The 18,024-nt window shown below is 48.9% G+C and carries 13 protein-coding genes; 12 read left to right on the top strand and 1 reads right to left on the bottom strand.

Annotated elements, in window-relative coordinates:
• Positions 1–196: 196 nt before the first annotated feature.
• The gene (locus AC4MRN_RS01145; RefSeq protein ID WP_073324949.1) at positions 197–1,483 is read right to left on the bottom strand and encodes a nitrate regulatory protein; all 1,287 of its coding nucleotides are present in this window, start codon (positions 1,481–1,483) and stop codon (positions 197–199) included.
• A 476-nt stretch (positions 1,484–1,959) separates the two neighbouring features.
• On the opposite strand from AC4MRN_RS01145, the gene AC4MRN_RS01150 reads away from it, so the two are divergent.
• The 12 genes from AC4MRN_RS01150 to mobA all read left to right on the top strand — a co-directional run bounded on the left by AC4MRN_RS01150 (position 1,960) and on the right by mobA (position 18,017).
• Positions 1,960–2,823 (top strand): formate/nitrite transporter family protein, encoded by an 864-nt coding sequence (locus AC4MRN_RS01150; protein WP_491202256.1) that lies wholly within the window; start codon positions 1,960–1,962, stop codon positions 2,821–2,823.
• 5 nt (positions 2,824–2,828) lie between these two features.
• Entirely contained in the window at positions 2,829–4,529 is a 1,701-nt protein-coding gene (locus AC4MRN_RS01155; protein WP_491202257.1) for a bifunctional protein-serine/threonine kinase/phosphatase, read from the top strand.
• Positions 4,530–4,801: 272 nt separating this feature from the next.
• On the top strand, positions 4,802–7,345 hold the full coding sequence (gene nirB, locus AC4MRN_RS01160; RefSeq protein WP_491202258.1) for a nitrite reductase large subunit NirB: 2,544 nt from the start codon (positions 4,802–4,804) through the stop codon (positions 7,343–7,345).
• 10 nt (positions 7,346–7,355) lie between these two features.
• Positions 7,356–7,709 carry a nitrite reductase small subunit NirD gene (nirD, locus tag AC4MRN_RS01165; RefSeq protein WP_073324945.1) on the top strand — a complete coding sequence of 118 codons (354 nt, stop codon included), beginning with the start codon at positions 7,356–7,358 and terminating at the stop codon, positions 7,707–7,709.
• Between the two features lie 15 nt (positions 7,710–7,724).
• Complete coding sequence (locus AC4MRN_RS01170; protein ID WP_491202259.1) at positions 7,725–10,463, top strand: nitrate reductase; 2,739 nt, start codon at positions 7,725–7,727, stop codon at positions 10,461–10,463.
• A complete protein-coding gene (gene cobA, locus AC4MRN_RS01175) occupies positions 10,447–11,361 on the top strand; it encodes a uroporphyrinogen-III C-methyltransferase (protein WP_491202260.1) in 915 nt (304 codons plus the stop codon). Before AC4MRN_RS01170 ends, cobA begins: the two co-directional genes overlap by 17 nt.
• On the top strand, positions 11,342–12,334 hold the full coding sequence (locus tag AC4MRN_RS01180) for a glycosyl transferase family protein (protein WP_491202261.1): 993 nt from the start codon (positions 11,342–11,344) through the stop codon (positions 12,332–12,334). The genes cobA and AC4MRN_RS01180 overlap by 20 nt, the downstream gene beginning before the upstream one ends.
• 558 nt (positions 12,335–12,892) lie before the next feature.
• Positions 12,893–14,218 (top strand): CmpA/NrtA family ABC transporter substrate-binding protein, encoded by a 1,326-nt coding sequence (locus AC4MRN_RS01185; protein ID WP_370243772.1) that lies wholly within the window; start codon positions 12,893–12,895, stop codon positions 14,216–14,218.
• Positions 14,219–14,315: 97 nt separating this feature from the next.
• Complete coding sequence (locus AC4MRN_RS01190; protein WP_370243735.1) at positions 14,316–15,239, top strand: ABC transporter permease; 924 nt, start codon at positions 14,316–14,318, stop codon at positions 15,237–15,239.
• Between the two features lie 29 nt (positions 15,240–15,268).
• Positions 15,269–16,117: an ABC transporter ATP-binding protein gene (locus AC4MRN_RS01195; protein WP_073324939.1), complete on the top strand. Its 849-nt coding sequence runs from the start codon at positions 15,269–15,271 to the stop codon at positions 16,115–16,117.
• Positions 16,118–16,198: 81 nt separating this feature from the next.
• Entirely contained in the window at positions 16,199–17,416 is a 1,218-nt protein-coding gene (locus AC4MRN_RS01200; RefSeq protein WP_491202262.1) for an alginate export family protein, read from the top strand.
• A gap of 13 nt (positions 17,417–17,429) precedes the next feature.
• Complete coding sequence (mobA, locus tag AC4MRN_RS01205; protein WP_073324937.1) at positions 17,430–18,017, top strand: molybdenum cofactor guanylyltransferase; 588 nt, start codon at positions 17,430–17,432, stop codon at positions 18,015–18,017.
• Positions 18,018–18,024 lie beyond the last annotated feature (7 nt).

Raw genomic sequence — 18,024 nt, forward strand, 5'->3', positions numbered from 1 at the left:
ACACACCGACGAGTTGCTTTCGAATAGTAGGCTTCCACATAGTTTTCTCATTGTTGTTGTGATTGAACAAAACAAGAAAACCACAGCTTACTGAACCGGGCTATGGTTAATGGATTTTTGTGTGAAATGTGAAACTTGGCGTTAAACAGACCCAAGGGCAATACAGGTATTGCCCTCAGGTGCTTTCTTGTGTGGGTTATTTTTCGACGCGTTGAACAACTCGTTGGGCCAATTCTGCAATGCGGATATTCTGTTCCATGGCCGATGTTTGCAGTTTTCTGTAGGCCTGCTGCTCCGAGATTTTTCCTTGCTGCATTAACAAAAGTTTAGCTCTGTCGATGACTTTCTGTTCGTTCAGTGCTTGTTTGGCCGCTGTCAGTTGGCCTGCCATTTCCTCGATTCGCTGAGACTGCCCGCGAATCAATTCATAAAACGATTTATGAGCAGACAGCGTCGCTGATTCACTCAATTCTTCCTCGCGAATATCGGCGCCGCGTAAACCTCTTACTGACGCATCGAACAACATAGTGAACGGTGAACCAGAATGCGCTGGTGTATTGTTTAACGAAGCGACCAGCAATTCGTGATTTCGCAGCTCATCTTCGGCTTGTTTAATTCGCAATTCCGCCTGTTTGTTCAGGCGCGCGGTCAAATGCTCTTCAATGAGCTGCATGGCATCAATGCGGTTTGTCGCAATGTCATACCAAACTTCGCTTAGCTCTGGCGAGCAATCGCCGCCTTTGGCCAGTGCACAAATCATTTCACGCAGTCTTTGAATGTTATTGGCAATATCACTATTGGCGAGCTCGGCCCACATAGCTTGTTCTTCGGCGTCGGCAAAATTGCTAAAGGTTTCAAAACACTGCTGCTGTGACTCGGTAAGTGCCGTGATGCGATCACACAGTTCACTGTCAAACTGGCTTTCAGCAAAGCCAATGGCCCCCCAGGCTCGCTCTTGTCCCGCGTATTCTTTGCCTTGCATAAAATTAAACAGGGCAACCAGTAAGCGGGTCATTTCAGGATCACTGGCCACATCGGCAGCTTCGAAAATCACATCCAGCAAACCGGCGATTAACCGGCAATAGGCGTTGGTGGATTCCAGTGTGTTGACTTGCAGTGCCGATACTTTTTCCCGCAGGTTGGGCAGGTGATCCATGCCTTGTAACGCGAAGGTGATGCTACTGAGCAGGCGCATCGACTGGCCATTGTCGTGATTGCCCAAATAGAGTGATTTCAACAGGCTGCGGAGGTCTTGCTCGCATTCCTGACTGCTTTCTATTTGATGGTCGCGCTGCGCGGTGAAGCGATCGCCCTTTGAGCCCAGAAATACATTCGACATCCCACGCTCTCGCTGAAGCTGGTGAATCATGTCTTTAATGGCTTCAACGGTACGACAGTTGGACGACAAGTGATGAAGTGCCTGGATTTCCTGGTACTTTGCCGCCAGCAAAAAGCGTTTAGTTATTTCGCTGTGTTTTCCCATAGTGGCCTCAAACAGCTTATTGATAAAACTTTAAAGCAAAAGACGTTCCTGTTTAACGATACAGAGCTATTTTGTTGGAATACCATCAGAAACGATGGGGTTTTGAGCAGTTGTAGCAAAATACACCTTTAGTTGAATGCTTTTTGTTCAGGTAAGTGTCTATTGCGGAGCACTGTTTTGGTGAATTTGCGCCAATTTGGCGCAATGCGTTCAGTTGATGAATATTCGACCAAATTCTGTATTTTTGTTTAAATTGTTGATTTTCATTGATTTAAATTTAATTTTGCAAGTTGGCAAGAAAATTGGAACGGGTGAAGGGCAAGTCTTAGGGATTTGACGACAGCACAGAATTGGACAAAGGCGTCCGCGACTACCTTCCTTGGAAGGTGGTGCGGGCGCTTTTTTGTGCGTGAAAAACGGCAGCGAACGTAGCAGTGAACGCTGTGCACTCTTTTAAAACAGTAAGGTGATTGATTATGGCGTATCTACTTCCTTCGGAGTTTGTGACCAAGATGGTCGACGCGGGTGAATCAAAAATATATATGTCTACCCGCGATACTTTAATTCGGGCATATATGGCGGGTGCGATTCTGGCCCTTGCAGCGGTATTTGCAGTAACCATTGCTGTTCAGACCGGTGTTTTTCTGATTGGGGCTGTATTGTTCCCGGTTGGTTTCTGTATGTTGTATCTAATGGGCTTTGACCTGTTAACGGGTGTATTCGTACTTGCCCCCTTAGCCTGGCTGGCTAAGCGGCCTGGTGTAACCTGGCCACAGATTCTCCGCAACTGGGGATTGGTGTTCGTGGGTAACTTTGCCGGTGCGTTGACGGTGGCATTCATGATGTCATTTATCTTCACTATGGGTTACAACACGGACGGTGGCGCTATTGCAACCAAAGTTGCCAGCATCGGTGAGTCTCGTACACTCGGTTATGCTGAGTATGGTGTAGCGGGTTGGTTCACTATCTTTATCCGCGGCATGCTGTGTAACTGGATGGTGTCACTGGGCGTAGTTGGCGCGATGATTTCGACTAACGTGAGCGGTAAAGTTCTGGCCATGTGGATGCCAATCATGCTGTTCTTCTTCATGGGCTTCGAACACTCTGTTGTAAACATGTTCCTGTTCCCATTTGGTCTGATCATGGGTGGTGATTTCTCAATCCTGGATTACTTTATCTGGAACGAAATTCCAACAGCACTGGGCAACCTGGTTGGTGGTCTGGCATTTACTGGCCTGACACTGTACTCAACGCACTACAAAACTGCGCCTAAGCGCACACTGGTAGGTGGCGCTGCACCAAAAGCTGTACCTGCAGCAAAGGTCAACGATAAGGCATAAGGTACATGTTAGCTGTCCGCTGGGGAGCTTGCTCCAGCAGCGGTATCAAACCAATAAATCAGGACTGTCAGAAACTGACAGTGCCTGATTTTGCCGTTTTACAGCGACGCGGGATAGTCGCCTGTATCGCTGATGGTATTAGTAGCAGCCAGGTGAGCCAGTACGCCAGCGAGCTGGCTGTTACGCAGTTTAATCGTGATTACCTGTTAACCAGTGATAACTGGTCGGCTGCCAGAGCCGCACAAAACGTATTAAAGACGATCAATACGGCTTTATACGTCAAAACCGCACAAAGTCCTTATCAGGGGAATCCGGATAGGGGCTATGTGTGTACGTTTTCCAGTCTTATTCTTCATCAGGATTGTGCAACGGTTGTACATTGCGGTGACAGTACCATCTTGCACTGCCGTGATGAGGTGATTACCACTTTAACACGCGCACACACCGGTGAGTCTGAGTCAGGGCAAACATACCTCGCCAATGCTTTGGGTATAAAACCCGAGCTGGATGTCGATATTCACAGCATGGCAGTGCAACCCGGTGATAAATTTATTTTAATGACCGACGGGGTTAGCGAGTTTGTTGATGCGCAAACGTTATTTGATCAGATGCCGGCTAGCGAGGCGCAGCTAACGGAATATTGTGAGGAAGTTATAGAACAAGCCCTGGCGGCAGGCAGTTCAGACAATCTCACCATTCAGGTCCTGGCAGTAACGGGTGTGACTTCGGATTCAACCATTGCGTTTGATGACAATGGATTCTTGCCCAGAGTCACTCAGCCGACCATTGGGACAAATATTGATGATTGGCATTTGACCAAATGTTTGCATCGGTCAGATCGCAGCGAGGTTTTCGTTGCTCAACATCAAACGTCTCAGCAAATGGCTATTTTAAAAGTGCCTGCGACCACTCACATTGATAATGCCGGTTTCTTAGATGACATGGCAAAAGAAGAGTGGGTGGCACGTATGGTCGACAATCCGCATTTAATGAAAGCGGTGAGTCATGACACACCCAGGTCGGCATTTTATACCCTAACCGAGTATCTCGAAGGGCAAACACTGCAGCAACATTTGCTGGACAATGGCCAGGCGAGTGTCCAACAGGTCAGGGACTGGGCATCGCAACTGGTTGCCGGGTTAACCGCTTTGCATCGCAAAGGGGTGTTACACCAGGATTTGCGTCCGGAAAACCTATTACTCACGTCTTCGGACCGGGTGATTATTATTGACTTTGGCAGTGCCAGTATCCACGGTCATAATTTTCTGGAAGATCCCAATCAATTAATGATCCCTGGCGATCTGCTCTACAGTGCGCCTGAGTATTTTGTGGGGTTGTGGGCAAATGAACAGGCTGATCAGTTTTCATTAACATCGATTCTTTATTATGCCTTGTCTGGCGCACATCCATATGGAACGGCAGTCGCTAAAACGACCAGCTACAGCGCACTGCACAAGCTGCGGTATCAGCGATTATTACAGCGAGATGTGTCTGTTCCTGTGTGGTTAGATGAGACAGTGAAACGAGGCTGTCACCCGCAAGCGGCGAAACGGTATCCAAGTTTGTCTGAGTTGCTGTATGACTTACAGCATCCGAATCCAGCCTATCAGCAAACACTGCCCCTTGCAGAACGTAATCCGGTTAAATTCTGGCAGGGGATATCTGCGGTGTTGGCCGCGTTATTGGCATTGTCTCTTATTCGATAAGGTGGTGCATTCATCAGTGTGGTGCACCGGGAAACGTGTTTTTTGCATTATTTTGGTGCAATAGGTCGATAAGCCCCGGTAATCAATTTTTATAACTCTATGAAAACTAACATTTCTTACTGTTGGCATTGATCTTGATAGTAACTTAATACGATGTAGACTCAGCCGTACTGAGCCATCACACAATTTAAAAGCTAACGCTAAACAGGCAACGGAGCCCATGACCCTTAAAGGTCGTGGGCTTTTTTTTGTCCCCAAGAAAGGTGAACAAAATGACTTCTTCTTCACAACAACGCATCGTCATTGTCGGTAATGGCATGGTAGGCCATCATTTTGTAGAGCAGTTGATCAACAGCCAGCATGATTGCCACATTACGGTTTTAAGCGGTGAAGGCCGTTTGGCCTACGACCGGGTTTATTTGTCGTCGTACTTTGCAGGTAAAACGGCTGAAGATTTAGCCATGACGACACCTGAAACGTATCAGGAGTGGGGGGTTGACGCACGAGTCAATGCTCGGGTAAGTGACATCGATCGCTCTGCCAAAGTGGTTACACTGGAAAGTGGTGAAACCTTTGAATACGACAAGTTGGTACTGGCAACAGGTTCATACCCGTTTGTACCACCGATTCCGGGTAACGACCAACCCCATTGCCTGGTGTATCGTACTATTGAAGATTTGGAAGCTATCAGTGCATCCTCTGCGCAAAGTAAAGTTGGTGTTGTTGTTGGTGGCGGTTTGTTAGGCCTTGAGGCAGCAAACGCATTAAAACAAGCCGGCCTTGAAACCCATGTGGTCGAATTTGCCCCTCAATTGATGGCGGTGCAACTGGACCTGATGGGCGGTGACCAGCTCAGAACGAAAATTGAAGACCTGGGCGTTCAGGTGCACACGCAAAAAGCCACACAGGAAATCGTGGCCGGCGAACATTGTCGTTACCGCATGAATTTCTCTGATGGCAGCTTTTTAGAAACTGATTTGATTCTGTTCTCTGCCGGGATCCGCCCAAGTGACCAGTTAGGTCGCAGCAGCGAGCTGGCAATGGGTGAGCGCGGCGGTATTGTTATTAACAACCAGTGCCAGACTTCTGATCCGGATATTTACGCCATTGGTGAATGTGCATTGTGGGACAACCGCATATATGGCCTGGTTGCGCCGGGTTATGCCATGGCACGCGCAGCGGTAGCCCACCTGACGGGTGGCGAAGGTGAATTTGCCGGTGCCGATATGAGTACCAAACTCAAATTAATGGGCGTAGAAGTAGGCTCAATTGGTGATGCCCATGCAAAAACACCGGGCGCGTTGGTGTATACCTATCACAATCAGCCTGATGGCATTTACAAGAAACTCGTCGTTGATCCAAGCAAAACGCATGTAATCGGCGCGGTACTGGTGGGTGACACCAGCGACTACGATACTTTGTTGCAATACGCGTTAAACGAAATTGCCGTACCAGAAGCGCCAGAGTCGCTCATTCTGCCTTCGGCCGGTGAAGCACCAACATTGGGTGCAGATGCCTTGGGTGACGCAGCAACAATCTGTTCGTGCTACAACGTGTCAAAAGGCGACATTATTGAAGCTATCGACGGCGGCTGTTGCTCTGTAGGAGACGTGAAAGGCGCAACCAGTGCAAGCACAGGTTGTGGTGGTTGTGCAGCCTTATTGAAAAACGTTGTCGACAGTGAGTTAGAAAAACGCGGCGTTGAAGTATCGAAAGCCATTTGTGAACACTTTAATTACACGCGTCAGGAGCTGTACCACCTGATTCAGGTTGAAGGCATCAAGAGCTTCAACGAATTACTGGAAAAACACGGTACGGGCATGGGCTGTGACATTTGTAAGCCTGCTGCCGGTTCTATTTTTGCGTCGGTGTGGAACGACTACATTCTGCAACAGCAGCATCAACCACTGCAGGACACCAATGATACTTATTTAGGTAACATGCAAAAAGACGGTACTTATTCGATTGTACCGCGTGTAGCCGGTGGTGAAATTACCCCTGACAAACTGATTCTGCTGGGTGAAGTGGCTAAACAGTACAATCTGTACACCAAAATCACCGGTGGTCAGCGTATTGATTTATTCGGTGCGCGTGTCGAACAACTTCCGGCTATTTGGGAAGCTTTGGTTGCTGGTGGCTTTGAAACAGGTCATGCCTATGCCAAAGCACTGCGTACGGTGAAGTCTTGTGTAGGGAGCACCTGGTGCCGCTACGGTGTGCAAGACTCGGTTACGATGGCCATTGACCTGGAAAACCGCTACAAAGGCCTGCGTGCGCCGCACAAAATTAAATTTGCGGTATCGGGCTGTACCCGTGAATGTGCCGAGGCACAAGGTAAAGATATCGGTGTTATTGCCACTGAAAACGGCTGGAACTTATATGTATGCGGAAACGGCGGTATGAAGCCTCGCCATGCAGATTTATTTGCAACAGACCTGGACGATGAAACTCTGGTTAAGTACATCGACCGCGTGTTGATGTTCTACACCAAAACCGCAGACCGTTTACAGCGGACCTCTGTTTGGATGGAAAACCTGGAAGGCGGTCTGGAATACCTGCAACAGGTTGTGATTGAAGACTCGTTGGGCATTGGCGACGAACTTGAAGCGCAAATGCAGTTAATTACTGATACGTATCAGTGTGAGTGGAAAACCACCATTGAATCGCCGGAAGCCCTCAAGCGTTTCCGCCAGTTTGTGAACAGTGACGCCACCGACAGTAACATTCAGTTCGTGACAGAGCGCGATCAGATTCGTCCGGCTACCAAAGCCGAAAAGTTTTCAGGTGAAAAAGCCATTCCGGTAGAAATCGTTTAGGAGAACAATCATGCAAGCACAAGAAAGTTATACCCCACAATGGCATGATGTGTGCCATGAAGATGACCTGGTTACCAACAGTGGCGTTTGCGCGCTGATCGGTGAGGAACAGGTTGCTATCTTCCGGATTGTGAACGGCGAAGGCACACAGTATTTTGCGATTAGCAACTGGGATCCTATTGGCGAAGCCAACGTCCTTTATCGCGGTATTGTCGGTTCATTGGGCGGAAAGACAGTGGTGGCATCACCGCTGTATAAAGAGCACTACGAACTGGCTACCGGCACGTGTCTGGAGCGCGATGATGTGAGCGTTAATGCTTACCCTGTTCGTGTTGACGCACAACGTGTATTGATTGAACTGTAACAGCCAGGACTTGCAATGACTTCATTACCCCCAACAGCGAATCCCCAAAGCAGTAAACGACTACTGCAAACAACCTGTCCGTACTGCGGTGTGGGTTGTGGCGTGGATGTAGTACGCCAGGGGGCTGCAGGGCCACAACTCAGTGACCTGCAAGGTAGCCGGGAACATCCGGCTAACTTTGGACGCCTTTGCATTAAAGGTACCCATTTATTGGAAACATTAGGTCAGGACAGCCGCCTGTTGTTTCCCATGGTGAATGGCCAACGCAGCGATTGGCAAACAGCCATCCAAACGGTGGCCGATAAAATGCGCAGCATTCTGGAAACGGACGGTCCGGAAGCCATCGCAATTTACGGCTCTGGTCAGCTGCTGACCGAAGATTACTACGTTGCCAATAAACTGATGAAAGGCTTTATTGGCAGCGCCAATATCGATACCAACTCACGCCTGTGCATGTCATCGGCTGTTGTCGCGCACAAACGAGCGTTTGGTGAAGATATTGTGCCGTGTGACTACGAAGATTTAGAGCACACAGATTTGCTGGTACTAGTAGGTAGTAATGCTGCCTGGACTCACCCGGTGTTGTTCCAGCGTATTGAGCGCGCCAAGTTACAAAACCCCGATATGAAAGTCGTGGTGGTTGACCCTCGCCAAACGGATTCCTGTACGCTTGCCGATTTACATTTGCCGTTGGCTCCCGGTACGGACGCCGTATTGTATTGCGGCTTGTTGAACTATTTGTCACAACACGATGGGCTGGACAACGCATACATTGAACAATCCGTGTCAGGGCTGGAAGAAGCCATGCAGATTGCGAGTGAATGGGATTTGGCCAGAGTAGCGGACGTTTGTAAACTACCTCAGTCTGTCGTTGAAACGTTTTTCCGATGGTTTACCCAACTTCCTCGGGTGATCAGCTTTTTCTCTATGGGCATCAATCAGTCCACTACCGGTGTAGACAAAGGGAATGCCATCATTAACTGTCATTTGGCGAGTGGAAAGATTGCCAAAACCGGCAGTGGCCCTTTTTCGATCACCGGTCAACCTAATGCCATGGGCGGACGCGAAGTAGGTGGCTTGTCTACCATGCTGGCCGCGCATATGGATATTGATAATACTGAGCATCAGCGTATTGTGCGCGATTTCTGGCAGGCGCCGAATCTGGCAACAAAAAATGGATTGAAAGCCGTTGATACGTTTCAGGCCGCGGCTGACGGAAAAATTAAGTGTTTATGGATTATGGCAACCAATCCTGTTGCCAGTATGCCAAATCGCGAATTAATTGAAGCAGCACTCTCGCGCTGTGAAATGGTGATCGTGTCCGATACTGCGGCACAAACCGACACACTTAAATTTGCTGATGTGGTGTTTCCCGCAACGGGCTGGTCAGAAAAAAATGGCACAGTAACAAATTCAGAGCGCCGCATTTCGCGCCAACGTGGCTTGGTGCCGCCAAGTGGTGAAGCAAAGCACGACTGGCAAATCATCAGTGAAGTGGCGTGTGCGTTAGGCTTTGATGAGGCATTTAGTTATCAGCATCCGGCCGAGATTTTTCGCGAACACTGCGCATTAACCGGTACTGAAAATGGTGGGAGCCGTGCGCTGGACTTATCACCATTACAAGACCTGACTGAACAGCAATACGATGCCATGCGTCCACAGCAATGGCCGTTCAGTGAGGCTCATCGTGCAGGTGCAGACAGACTGTTTGCGGACGGTACTTTCTATACCCCAACCGGTAAAGCCCGCATGATTGCGGTTACCCCGGCATTGCCTACCCAGGCTACTTCAGCGGATTATCCCTATGTATTGAATACTGGGCGGGTAAGGGACCAATGGCATACCATGACCCGAACCGGCAACACGGCGCGGTTACTTAAACACATGGATCGTCCGTGGCTAAGCGTGAATAGCGCAGATGCAAAAACACTGGGTGTGGAAAACGGCGATCTCCTGGCATTAAATGCTGCCTGCGCGACCGACACCACGGTGATTCTGCCCGTAACCATTGACGACAAACAGCGAAAAGGCGACATGTTCGCGCCGTTTCACTGGTCTGCGACCTGGGGATCACATTGTAAAGTGGGTGCCTTACTCAACGGTGCCAATGACCCCTTGTCGGGGCAGCCTGAACTCAAACACGGTGCAGTCAAAGCCAAAAAAGCTGACATGGCCTCTTATGGTCTGGTGTACGGCAATGCCGAGTATGTCGGGCCGGTGAGGGAGAGCTTCAGTTATTGGCTGGCTTGCCCCACTGAGGTGGCACACAGTGCTTCTGTTGCGGATGTTAAAGCGCCTCAGGCAGTGTTAGACAGTGTATTTGCGCTGTTACCCAAGGATACACAATGGGTAACAAGGCAATCGGCAGACGCCGTGAGTGTTGTGGCCACTCGGGACGACAAGCTGGTGTTGGCTGTATTGATTAGTGCAAATGCGCTGAATCTGCCTTCAGATTGGCTTGATAGTCTGTTCACTGAAACGGCGCTGTCCGCGGAGCAGGTATCTGCTATGTTGAATCAACAGCCGGATGACGCATTTTTATTAGGGAAACTGGTCTGTAGCTGTTTTGGTGTGCGTGAAAACACCATCAAGCAGGCTATCCAGGACGGTTGTAACAGTGTCGAAGCATTGGGTAAAAACCTCAAATGCGGCACAAATTGTGGCTCGTGCAAAACCGAGCTGGCGGCCTTACTCACTGCTGAGGCTGAATCTTCAACTGACACGGAATCTACCCCTTATGAGCGTATTATTTAACCCTGTTACCGCGCCACTGATCCAAGGGGCGCTTCGTATTCAAAGCCGGTTGCGCAATATCACCCGACGTGATGGTGCTTCCGGACTTGGCAACAATGCTCTGTCTGCACGCGGTCGGTCTGAAAAAGCCGGAGAAGTGTTTATTGTGGGGGCCGGCCCCGGTGATGCCGAATTGCTAACAGTCAAAGCCTATCGCTTACTGCAAACGGCGGATATTGTGCTGTTTGACTGGTTGGTAGATCAATCTGTCCTGGACTGCATTCCACGTCATATCGAAAAAGTCTTCGTAGGAAAACGTTGTGGTAAACACAGTGTGCCACAACAGGAAATTTGCCAGCGTTTGGTGGCGCTAGGGCAGGCGGGTAAGCGAGTTGTGCGGCTGAAAGGCGGCGACCCGGCAGTATTTGCTCGCACTTGCGAAGAAACGACAGCATTAACTGAAGCGAATATCCCGTTTGCCATTGTGCCTGGTATTACCGCTGCTTCAGGGGCCTCGGCCTACACTGGCATTCCACTAACGGACCGCAGTGTGGCTCAGTCCGTCAGACTGATGACTGCACAGTTTCAAAACCCTGAAAAAGAAGCTGACTGGGCGTCAATAGCGCGTAGCGCGGAACGTGAAACCACGGTTATCTATATGGGCTTTAAGCGCTTAGCGCTTTTATGCCAGCGATTAAAAGAAAATGGCGTAGATGCGAATATGCCAGTTGCGGTGATTGAAAACGCGTGTTGTAATCAACAACAGGTCATCGCTGCGACGATTAGCGATATAGTTCAACACGTTGCGCAAGCAAACATGACAGGCCCTGCACTGGTAGTGATAGGGCATGTGGTCAATGCTCGCCAATCTGTTTCTTTAGAGCTGCTTAACCAATCTTATGAGAAGCTTGCCATTTAGCGAATATATTAAGGCCCTTGGCAAAGGGCAAAAGGGTGCGCGTCATCTGACGTTCGACGAAGCCTATGACGCCATGGGACGCGTACTGGACAACAGCATTGCACCGGAACAAGCCGGTGCGTTCTTAATGTTGTTGCGTATGCAAGAAGAATCTGTCGAAGAACTCACTGCCTTCATTCGCGCTTGCCGCGAGCGTTTACCCAAAGACTTATCCCGGTTACAGGTGCAGCTTGATATCGGCTGCTATGCCGGTAAGCGCAGACAACTCCCCTGGTATTTGTTCAGTGCGGCGTTACTGGCATCGGAAGGCGTGAATATTTGTTTGCATGGTGCATCTGAACCCGGTTCCAAACGTTTCTACGCGAGTCATGCTTTGCCTGACCTGGGATTATCACTTGCACAATCCATCGAGCAAGCTGTTAATCATCAGGCCGTTTATAACGTTAGTTATCTGGATTTAGGCATTGCCTTACCTGAATTAGACCGTTTGATAAAGCTGCGTGAACTGTTTGGTTTGCGTTCCTGTGCTAATACCTTGGCACGTTTACTTAACCCTAGCCATGCGCCATTTGCAGTTCAGGGGGTTTATCATCTGCATCTGGATGAACGTCATGCCGTGGTGAATGAAGCGTTCGAGCAGGCATCTTTGGTGTTTCGGGGGGATGGCGGGGATCCAGAAGTGAACACTGAGCGAGATACTCACCTCTATTTTACCCGGGACGGTAAAACCCGTGAAGTGATCTATCCTGCTTCACCGGGTTGGTCGATGAAAGAGCGCGATGTAAGTACATCAACCATGTTGGCTGTTTGGCGTGGAGAGCAAGACCACCACTACGCTGAACAAGCGGTCATCGCCAGTTTGTCGGCTTATCTGATGTTACTGGAAAACATAGCACTGCCTGAGGCGACGACCAGAGCCAGCGATATGTGGGCAGGCCGCAATACTCAACGGTTGCCATTCGAAGCACGTTAGTTTCTTTATTCTTTATCCCATAAATTGACTGCCGCTTACTGCGGCAGTTTGCTTTGTATCCCGTGCTAAATTCGTCATCAAATTTAACCTGCCTGGCGACTGTTCCCGCTACGGTTTGATGATATTCTGGACGTTCATCGCGATTTTTTGCACGTTGATCGTGCGATCGCGGTGCAAACTCACGCCCCATGTTGATCCATTGCCTCTGCTTTGCGCTGGTCTTTTTGCACAGCTTTTGTACAAAACGCACCGTCGTGACACAAATAATGTCAATCAAAATATGTTGATAAAATGTTAAGTCTATGACTTTGTTTGATTTATAAATTTTGGCACCAATTATGTATTAGTAAAGTCAGCGAATGCTAGCACGCTAAAGCACACAACTTATTTTCGTTTCTGCTTTATGAGAGAGCAGAAAACAGGCAACGAAGCCCGCCAGTAATGATGAGTCATTACTGGTGGGCTTTTTTTTTGGTTTAAGGAACGCACATGTTACACAAACAACTAAAAACCAGGCTTAAACAAATTACCTCTTCACTGGTAATTGCTGCGTCAGTAATGGCTTCTTCAGTGTCTGGTGTCGCAAATGCGGAAGACATTGGCTGGCCGGAAAAAGAAGAGCTGAAGTTCGGTTTCATCAAACTGACCGATATGGCACCTCTGGCTATTGCTTATGAAAAAGGTTACTTCGAAGACGAAGGCCTGTATGTAACACTGGAAGCGCAAGCGAACTGGAAAGTGTTGCTTGACCGTGTCATCGACGGTCAGCTGGACGGCGCGCACATGCTGGCAGGTCAGCCATTGGGTGCAACAATTGGTTTTGGTACGCAGTCTCACATTATCACAGCGTTCAGTATGGACCTGAACGGTAACGGTATTACTGTTTCGAATGATATCTGGGCAGAAATGGAAAAGCACATTCCGCAAAAGGATGGCAAGCCTGTTCACCCAATTAAAGCTGATTACCTGAAGCCGGTTGTAGACAGCTACGCCAGTGCGGGTAAGCCTTTCAAAATGGGTATGGTATTCCCGGTTTCTACCCATAACTACGAACTCCGTTACTGGTTAGCTGCTGGTGGTATTCACCCTGGTTACTATGCGCCTCACAAAGGTGATACGTCTGGTCAGATTGACGCACAGGCTCTGTTGTCTGTAACGCCTCCACCACAAATGCCCGCGACTATGGAAGCCGGTACCATTTATGGCTACTGCGTAGGTGAGCCTTGGAACCAACAAGCGGTATTCAAAGGTATTGGTGTACCGGTTATCACTGACTATGAAATCTGGAAAAACAACCCGGAAAAAGTATTTGGTGTAAGCAAAGCCTGGGCTGACGAAAACCCGAACACACACATTCGCGTGGTAAAAGCGATGATCCGGGCTGCAATGTGGCTGGATGCGAACAACAATGCAAACCGTCCTGAAGCCGTGAAAATCCTGGCTAAGAGCAGCTATGTTGGTGCGGATGAAGACGTTATTGCAAACAGCATGACCGGTACCTTTGAGTACGAAAAAGGCGACAAGCGCGAAGTGCCTGACTTTAACGTGTTCTTCCGTCACAACGCGACTTATCCGTACTACAGCGATGCAATCTGGTACCTGACGCAAATGCGCCGCTGGGGTCAGATCTCAGAAGCGAAGTCTGATGACTGGTACAAAGAAACTGCCAAGAAAGTTTATCGCCCTGACATTTATGCCCAGGCTGCGAAAGCGTTGATTGCTGAAGGCAAAGCCTCACTGGCGGACTTCCCTGAGTTTGCAACCGAAACCGGCTTTAAGCCACCGCAAACTGAATTTATCGATGACGTAACGTTCGACGGTACCAAACCTAATGCGTACCTGGAACAGTTCAGCATCGGTCTGAAAGGCGACACGGTTCTATAAGCCGTGTCCATGAAAGAGGGTTACATTGATGAGTAAATCAGCAAGCGTTGTTAGTCAAATTGGCCAGATTCGAAGCAAAAATGTACTTGGGAGTGTTATGTCTAACGTACCGAAATTATTAATGCCGGTAGTAGGATTACTCCTGTTCCTGGCCCTATGGAATGGCGTTGCTAAGACCATCGATACTTCACTGGGCCAGTTCCCTGGCCCGGCGCAGGTATGGGAACAGTCTATGACGCTCATCGACGAACATTCTGCACAGCGTGAGAAAGCAGATGCTTTTTACGCCCGTCAGGAGGAGCGCAATGCCGCCCGGATTGCTAAAGATCCGAGCTACGAGCCTAAAATTCGCCCATTCACAGGTGCTCCCACATTCTTTGACCAGATTTGGACAAGTTTGTATACCGTGATGGTAGGGTTTGTTATTGCAAGTATTGTCGCGGTTCCTGTGGGTATTTTGTGCGGTCTAAGCCGTTCTGCTTACTCGGCAATGAACCCTCTGATTCAAATCTTTAAACCGGTTTCTCCGTTGGCCTGGCTGCCATTGGTGACGATGGTGGTCAGTGCCGTCTATGTGAGCGAAGACCCCATGTTCTCCAAGTCGTTTATCACCTCTGCGTTTACCGTGTCATTGTGTTGCTTGTGGCCAACCCTGATCAACACGGCAGTAGGGGTGTCAAACATTGACTCGGACCTGGTGAACGTGAGTAAAGTTCTTCGTTTGAAACCGTTAAGCCATGTACAAAAAATTGTGCTACCTGCTTCAATCCCAATGATATTCACCGGTCTGCGTCTTTCTCTGGGCATAGGCTGGATGGTATTGATTGCGGCTGAAATGTTGGCGCAAAACCCCGGACTTGGCAAGTTTGTGTGGGATGAATTTCAAAATGGTAGTTCTGAATCACTGGCCAGAATCATGGTCGCTGTTATCACGATCGGAATTATCGGTTTCCTGCTTGACCGCCTGATGCTTTCAGTTCAGCGCTTGGTGAGTTGGGATAAAAATGCGGTGCTTCGTTAAGCCGCGCTTGGTATTGAGAGGATATAACCATGCAATCTAGACATTTGGAATTGAGTCAGGTTGGAATTGATTTTCCTACCCCAAAAGGCCCGTTTACCGCATTAACTGACGTGAATTTGAAAATCGCGAAAGGGGAGTTCATTTCACTTATCGGCCACTCTGGTTGTGGTAAGTCTACGGTGCTGAATATTGTCGCCGGACTCCATACCGCGACAACTGGCGGGGTAATTTTGGACGGCGCAGAAGTAAGAGAGCCTGGGCCTGAGCGCGCAGTGGTATTTCAGAACCACTCTTTGCTGCCCTGGTTATCGGTGTATAAAAACGTTGAGTTGGCGGTTAAGCAAACTCAGAAAAATAAGTCCAAAAAAGAAATCCGCGACTGGGTTTTACACAACCTTGAACTGGTGCATATGACCCACGCACTGGACAAGCTTCCTTCTGAGATCTCAGGTGGTATGAAGCAACGTGTGGGTATAGCCCGTGCGTTGGCCATGGAACCAAAAGTACTTCTGATGGATGAACCTTTTGGTGCACTGGACGCGCTGACACGTGCTCACCTGCAAGACTCATTAATGGAAATTCACGCTGATTTGGGTAATACCGTGATCATGATCACCCACGATGTGGATGAAGCGGTACTGCTGTCTGACCGGATAGTCATGATGACCAACGGGCCTGCTGCTACGGTGGGTGAGGTGCTGGATGTGAAACTTGAGCGACCTCGCGACCGTCTGGCGCTGGCTGATAATCCGGAATACAACCATTACCGACATGAGGTTCTGACCTTCCTGTACGAAAAACAGAAGAAGGTGGAAACTGTTTCCAGCCGCAAATCGGATAAAAAAAGCAGCGATTCCAAGAAATCTAACGCTGCGTAAAGAATTTTAATAAAAACATTGAGTTAGCTCGGCCCCGCGGGGCTGGGTTAGGCAATCTCACTCTAAATTTAGGAAAACACTATGAACACGACACTTTTTTCAACTAAACGCGCAGTACTCTCCCTGGTTATTGCGTCTGCGTTGTCGCCAGTCGCATCAGCTGAAAGCTTGCATGATGCATGGTCTGATTCTAAGGCATCTGCCAGTTTTAATCTTCGCTATGAAGGTGTTTCACAAGACAACGCCTTAAAAGATGCAAGTGCGCTGACACTGCGTACTTTGCTGAGCTATGAGTCTGGCAGCTACAAAGGATTCTCTTTTAAAGCTGATTTAGAAGATGTGACCATCGTAATGGGTCAGGGCGACTACACTGTAGGTCCGGCAGGTTATAACCCTGGTCAGTACTCAGTGATTGCTGATCCGGAAACCACAGAACTGAACCAGGGATATTTGCAGTATAAAGGCGACGGCGTAACAGTTAAGGCGGGTCGCCAGATTATTGCCTTAGACGGTCACCGTTTTGTTGGTCACGTAGGCTGGCGTCAGGATTGGCAGACCTATGATGCCATCTCGGTTAACTACAAAGCGAGCGAAAAACTAAACGCGTTTTACGCTTACCTGACTAAGCGCAATCGCATCTTCGGTGAAGCGGCTGACATTGATTCAAGCGATCACCTGTTAAACGTAAGCTACAAGTCAGATATGGGCAAATTGACTGCTTATGCTTACCTGCTGGAAGTAGATAACGACACAGACAACAGCCTGGATACCTATGGTGTGAGCTACAGTGGTGCTTATCAGGCTGACTCTATGAAGTGGTTGTACAGCGCGGAATTTGCTACCCAATCAAGTGAAACGGCAGCAACCGACTACTCAGCTTCTTACCTAATGCTGGAAGGCGGCGCGAGCTTTTCAGGTATTACTGCAAAACTGGGATATGAAGTACTTGGCTCAGACGACGGCATGTATGGTTTTGCTACACCACTGGCAACCTTGCATAAATTCAACGGTTGGTCTGATCAATGGTTAGGTACACCAGGCCAGGGTCTGCAAGATCTCTACGTGAGTGCAGCAACGAAATTTGCCGGTGGTAACTGGTTATTCGTTTACCACGATTTCAGTGCCGATGAATCAACCAGCACGGTTGACGATCTGGGGAGCGAAATTAACATTCAGTACACGACGAAATTCGCAGATAAGTATAGCTTCGGTGCCAAATATGCAAACTACTCACAAGGTGACTTAGCAAGTAAGGTCGATACTGATAAACTGTGGGTATGGATTGGTACCAAGTTCTAATTTAGGGGTCATCATGTGCGCTGTATCTGGTGTTCAGGACACGTCGACACTGCAGTACAGACAGCTGGGCTTTATTCTGGCAGGGGGATTGTCTTCCCGAATGGGACAGGACAAATCCACTGTCAGCATAAACGGGCGTGCCATGCTCGATATCGCCCGGCAACTACTGGATACAGCGCCCCTTCACGCGCACTATGTGCTGGGAGGACCGTATGGCACCTTTGAGGAACAAACAACGCTTCACGGTCCCGGGCGGGCCATCGCCGATGTGCTGTTGCAGTTAGCGGAATCTTTTACGGGAACCGCGTTATTTTTGCCTGTCGACATGCCATGCCTGGAAGTCAAAAGCCTTGAGAAATTGTTGGAAACGGCTAAACACACTCAACGAGCATGTTTTTATGACAACGCTTATTTTCCGGTTGCCATTCCTATTTCCCGTCAATTCACACCTAGACTTAAGACATTAATTAACGACAAACCCAGTGTCGCTTTGCGTGCTGTATTGGCGTGTTGTAATGCACGTTCAATACCGTTTACCGGACACAACAAAGAGTTGATTAATGTGAATACCCGCGCCGTAGCTGAAAGCTTGTCAGCGTAGTAAAAGG

It is taken from the genome of Marisediminitalea sp. (assembly GCF_984433645.1).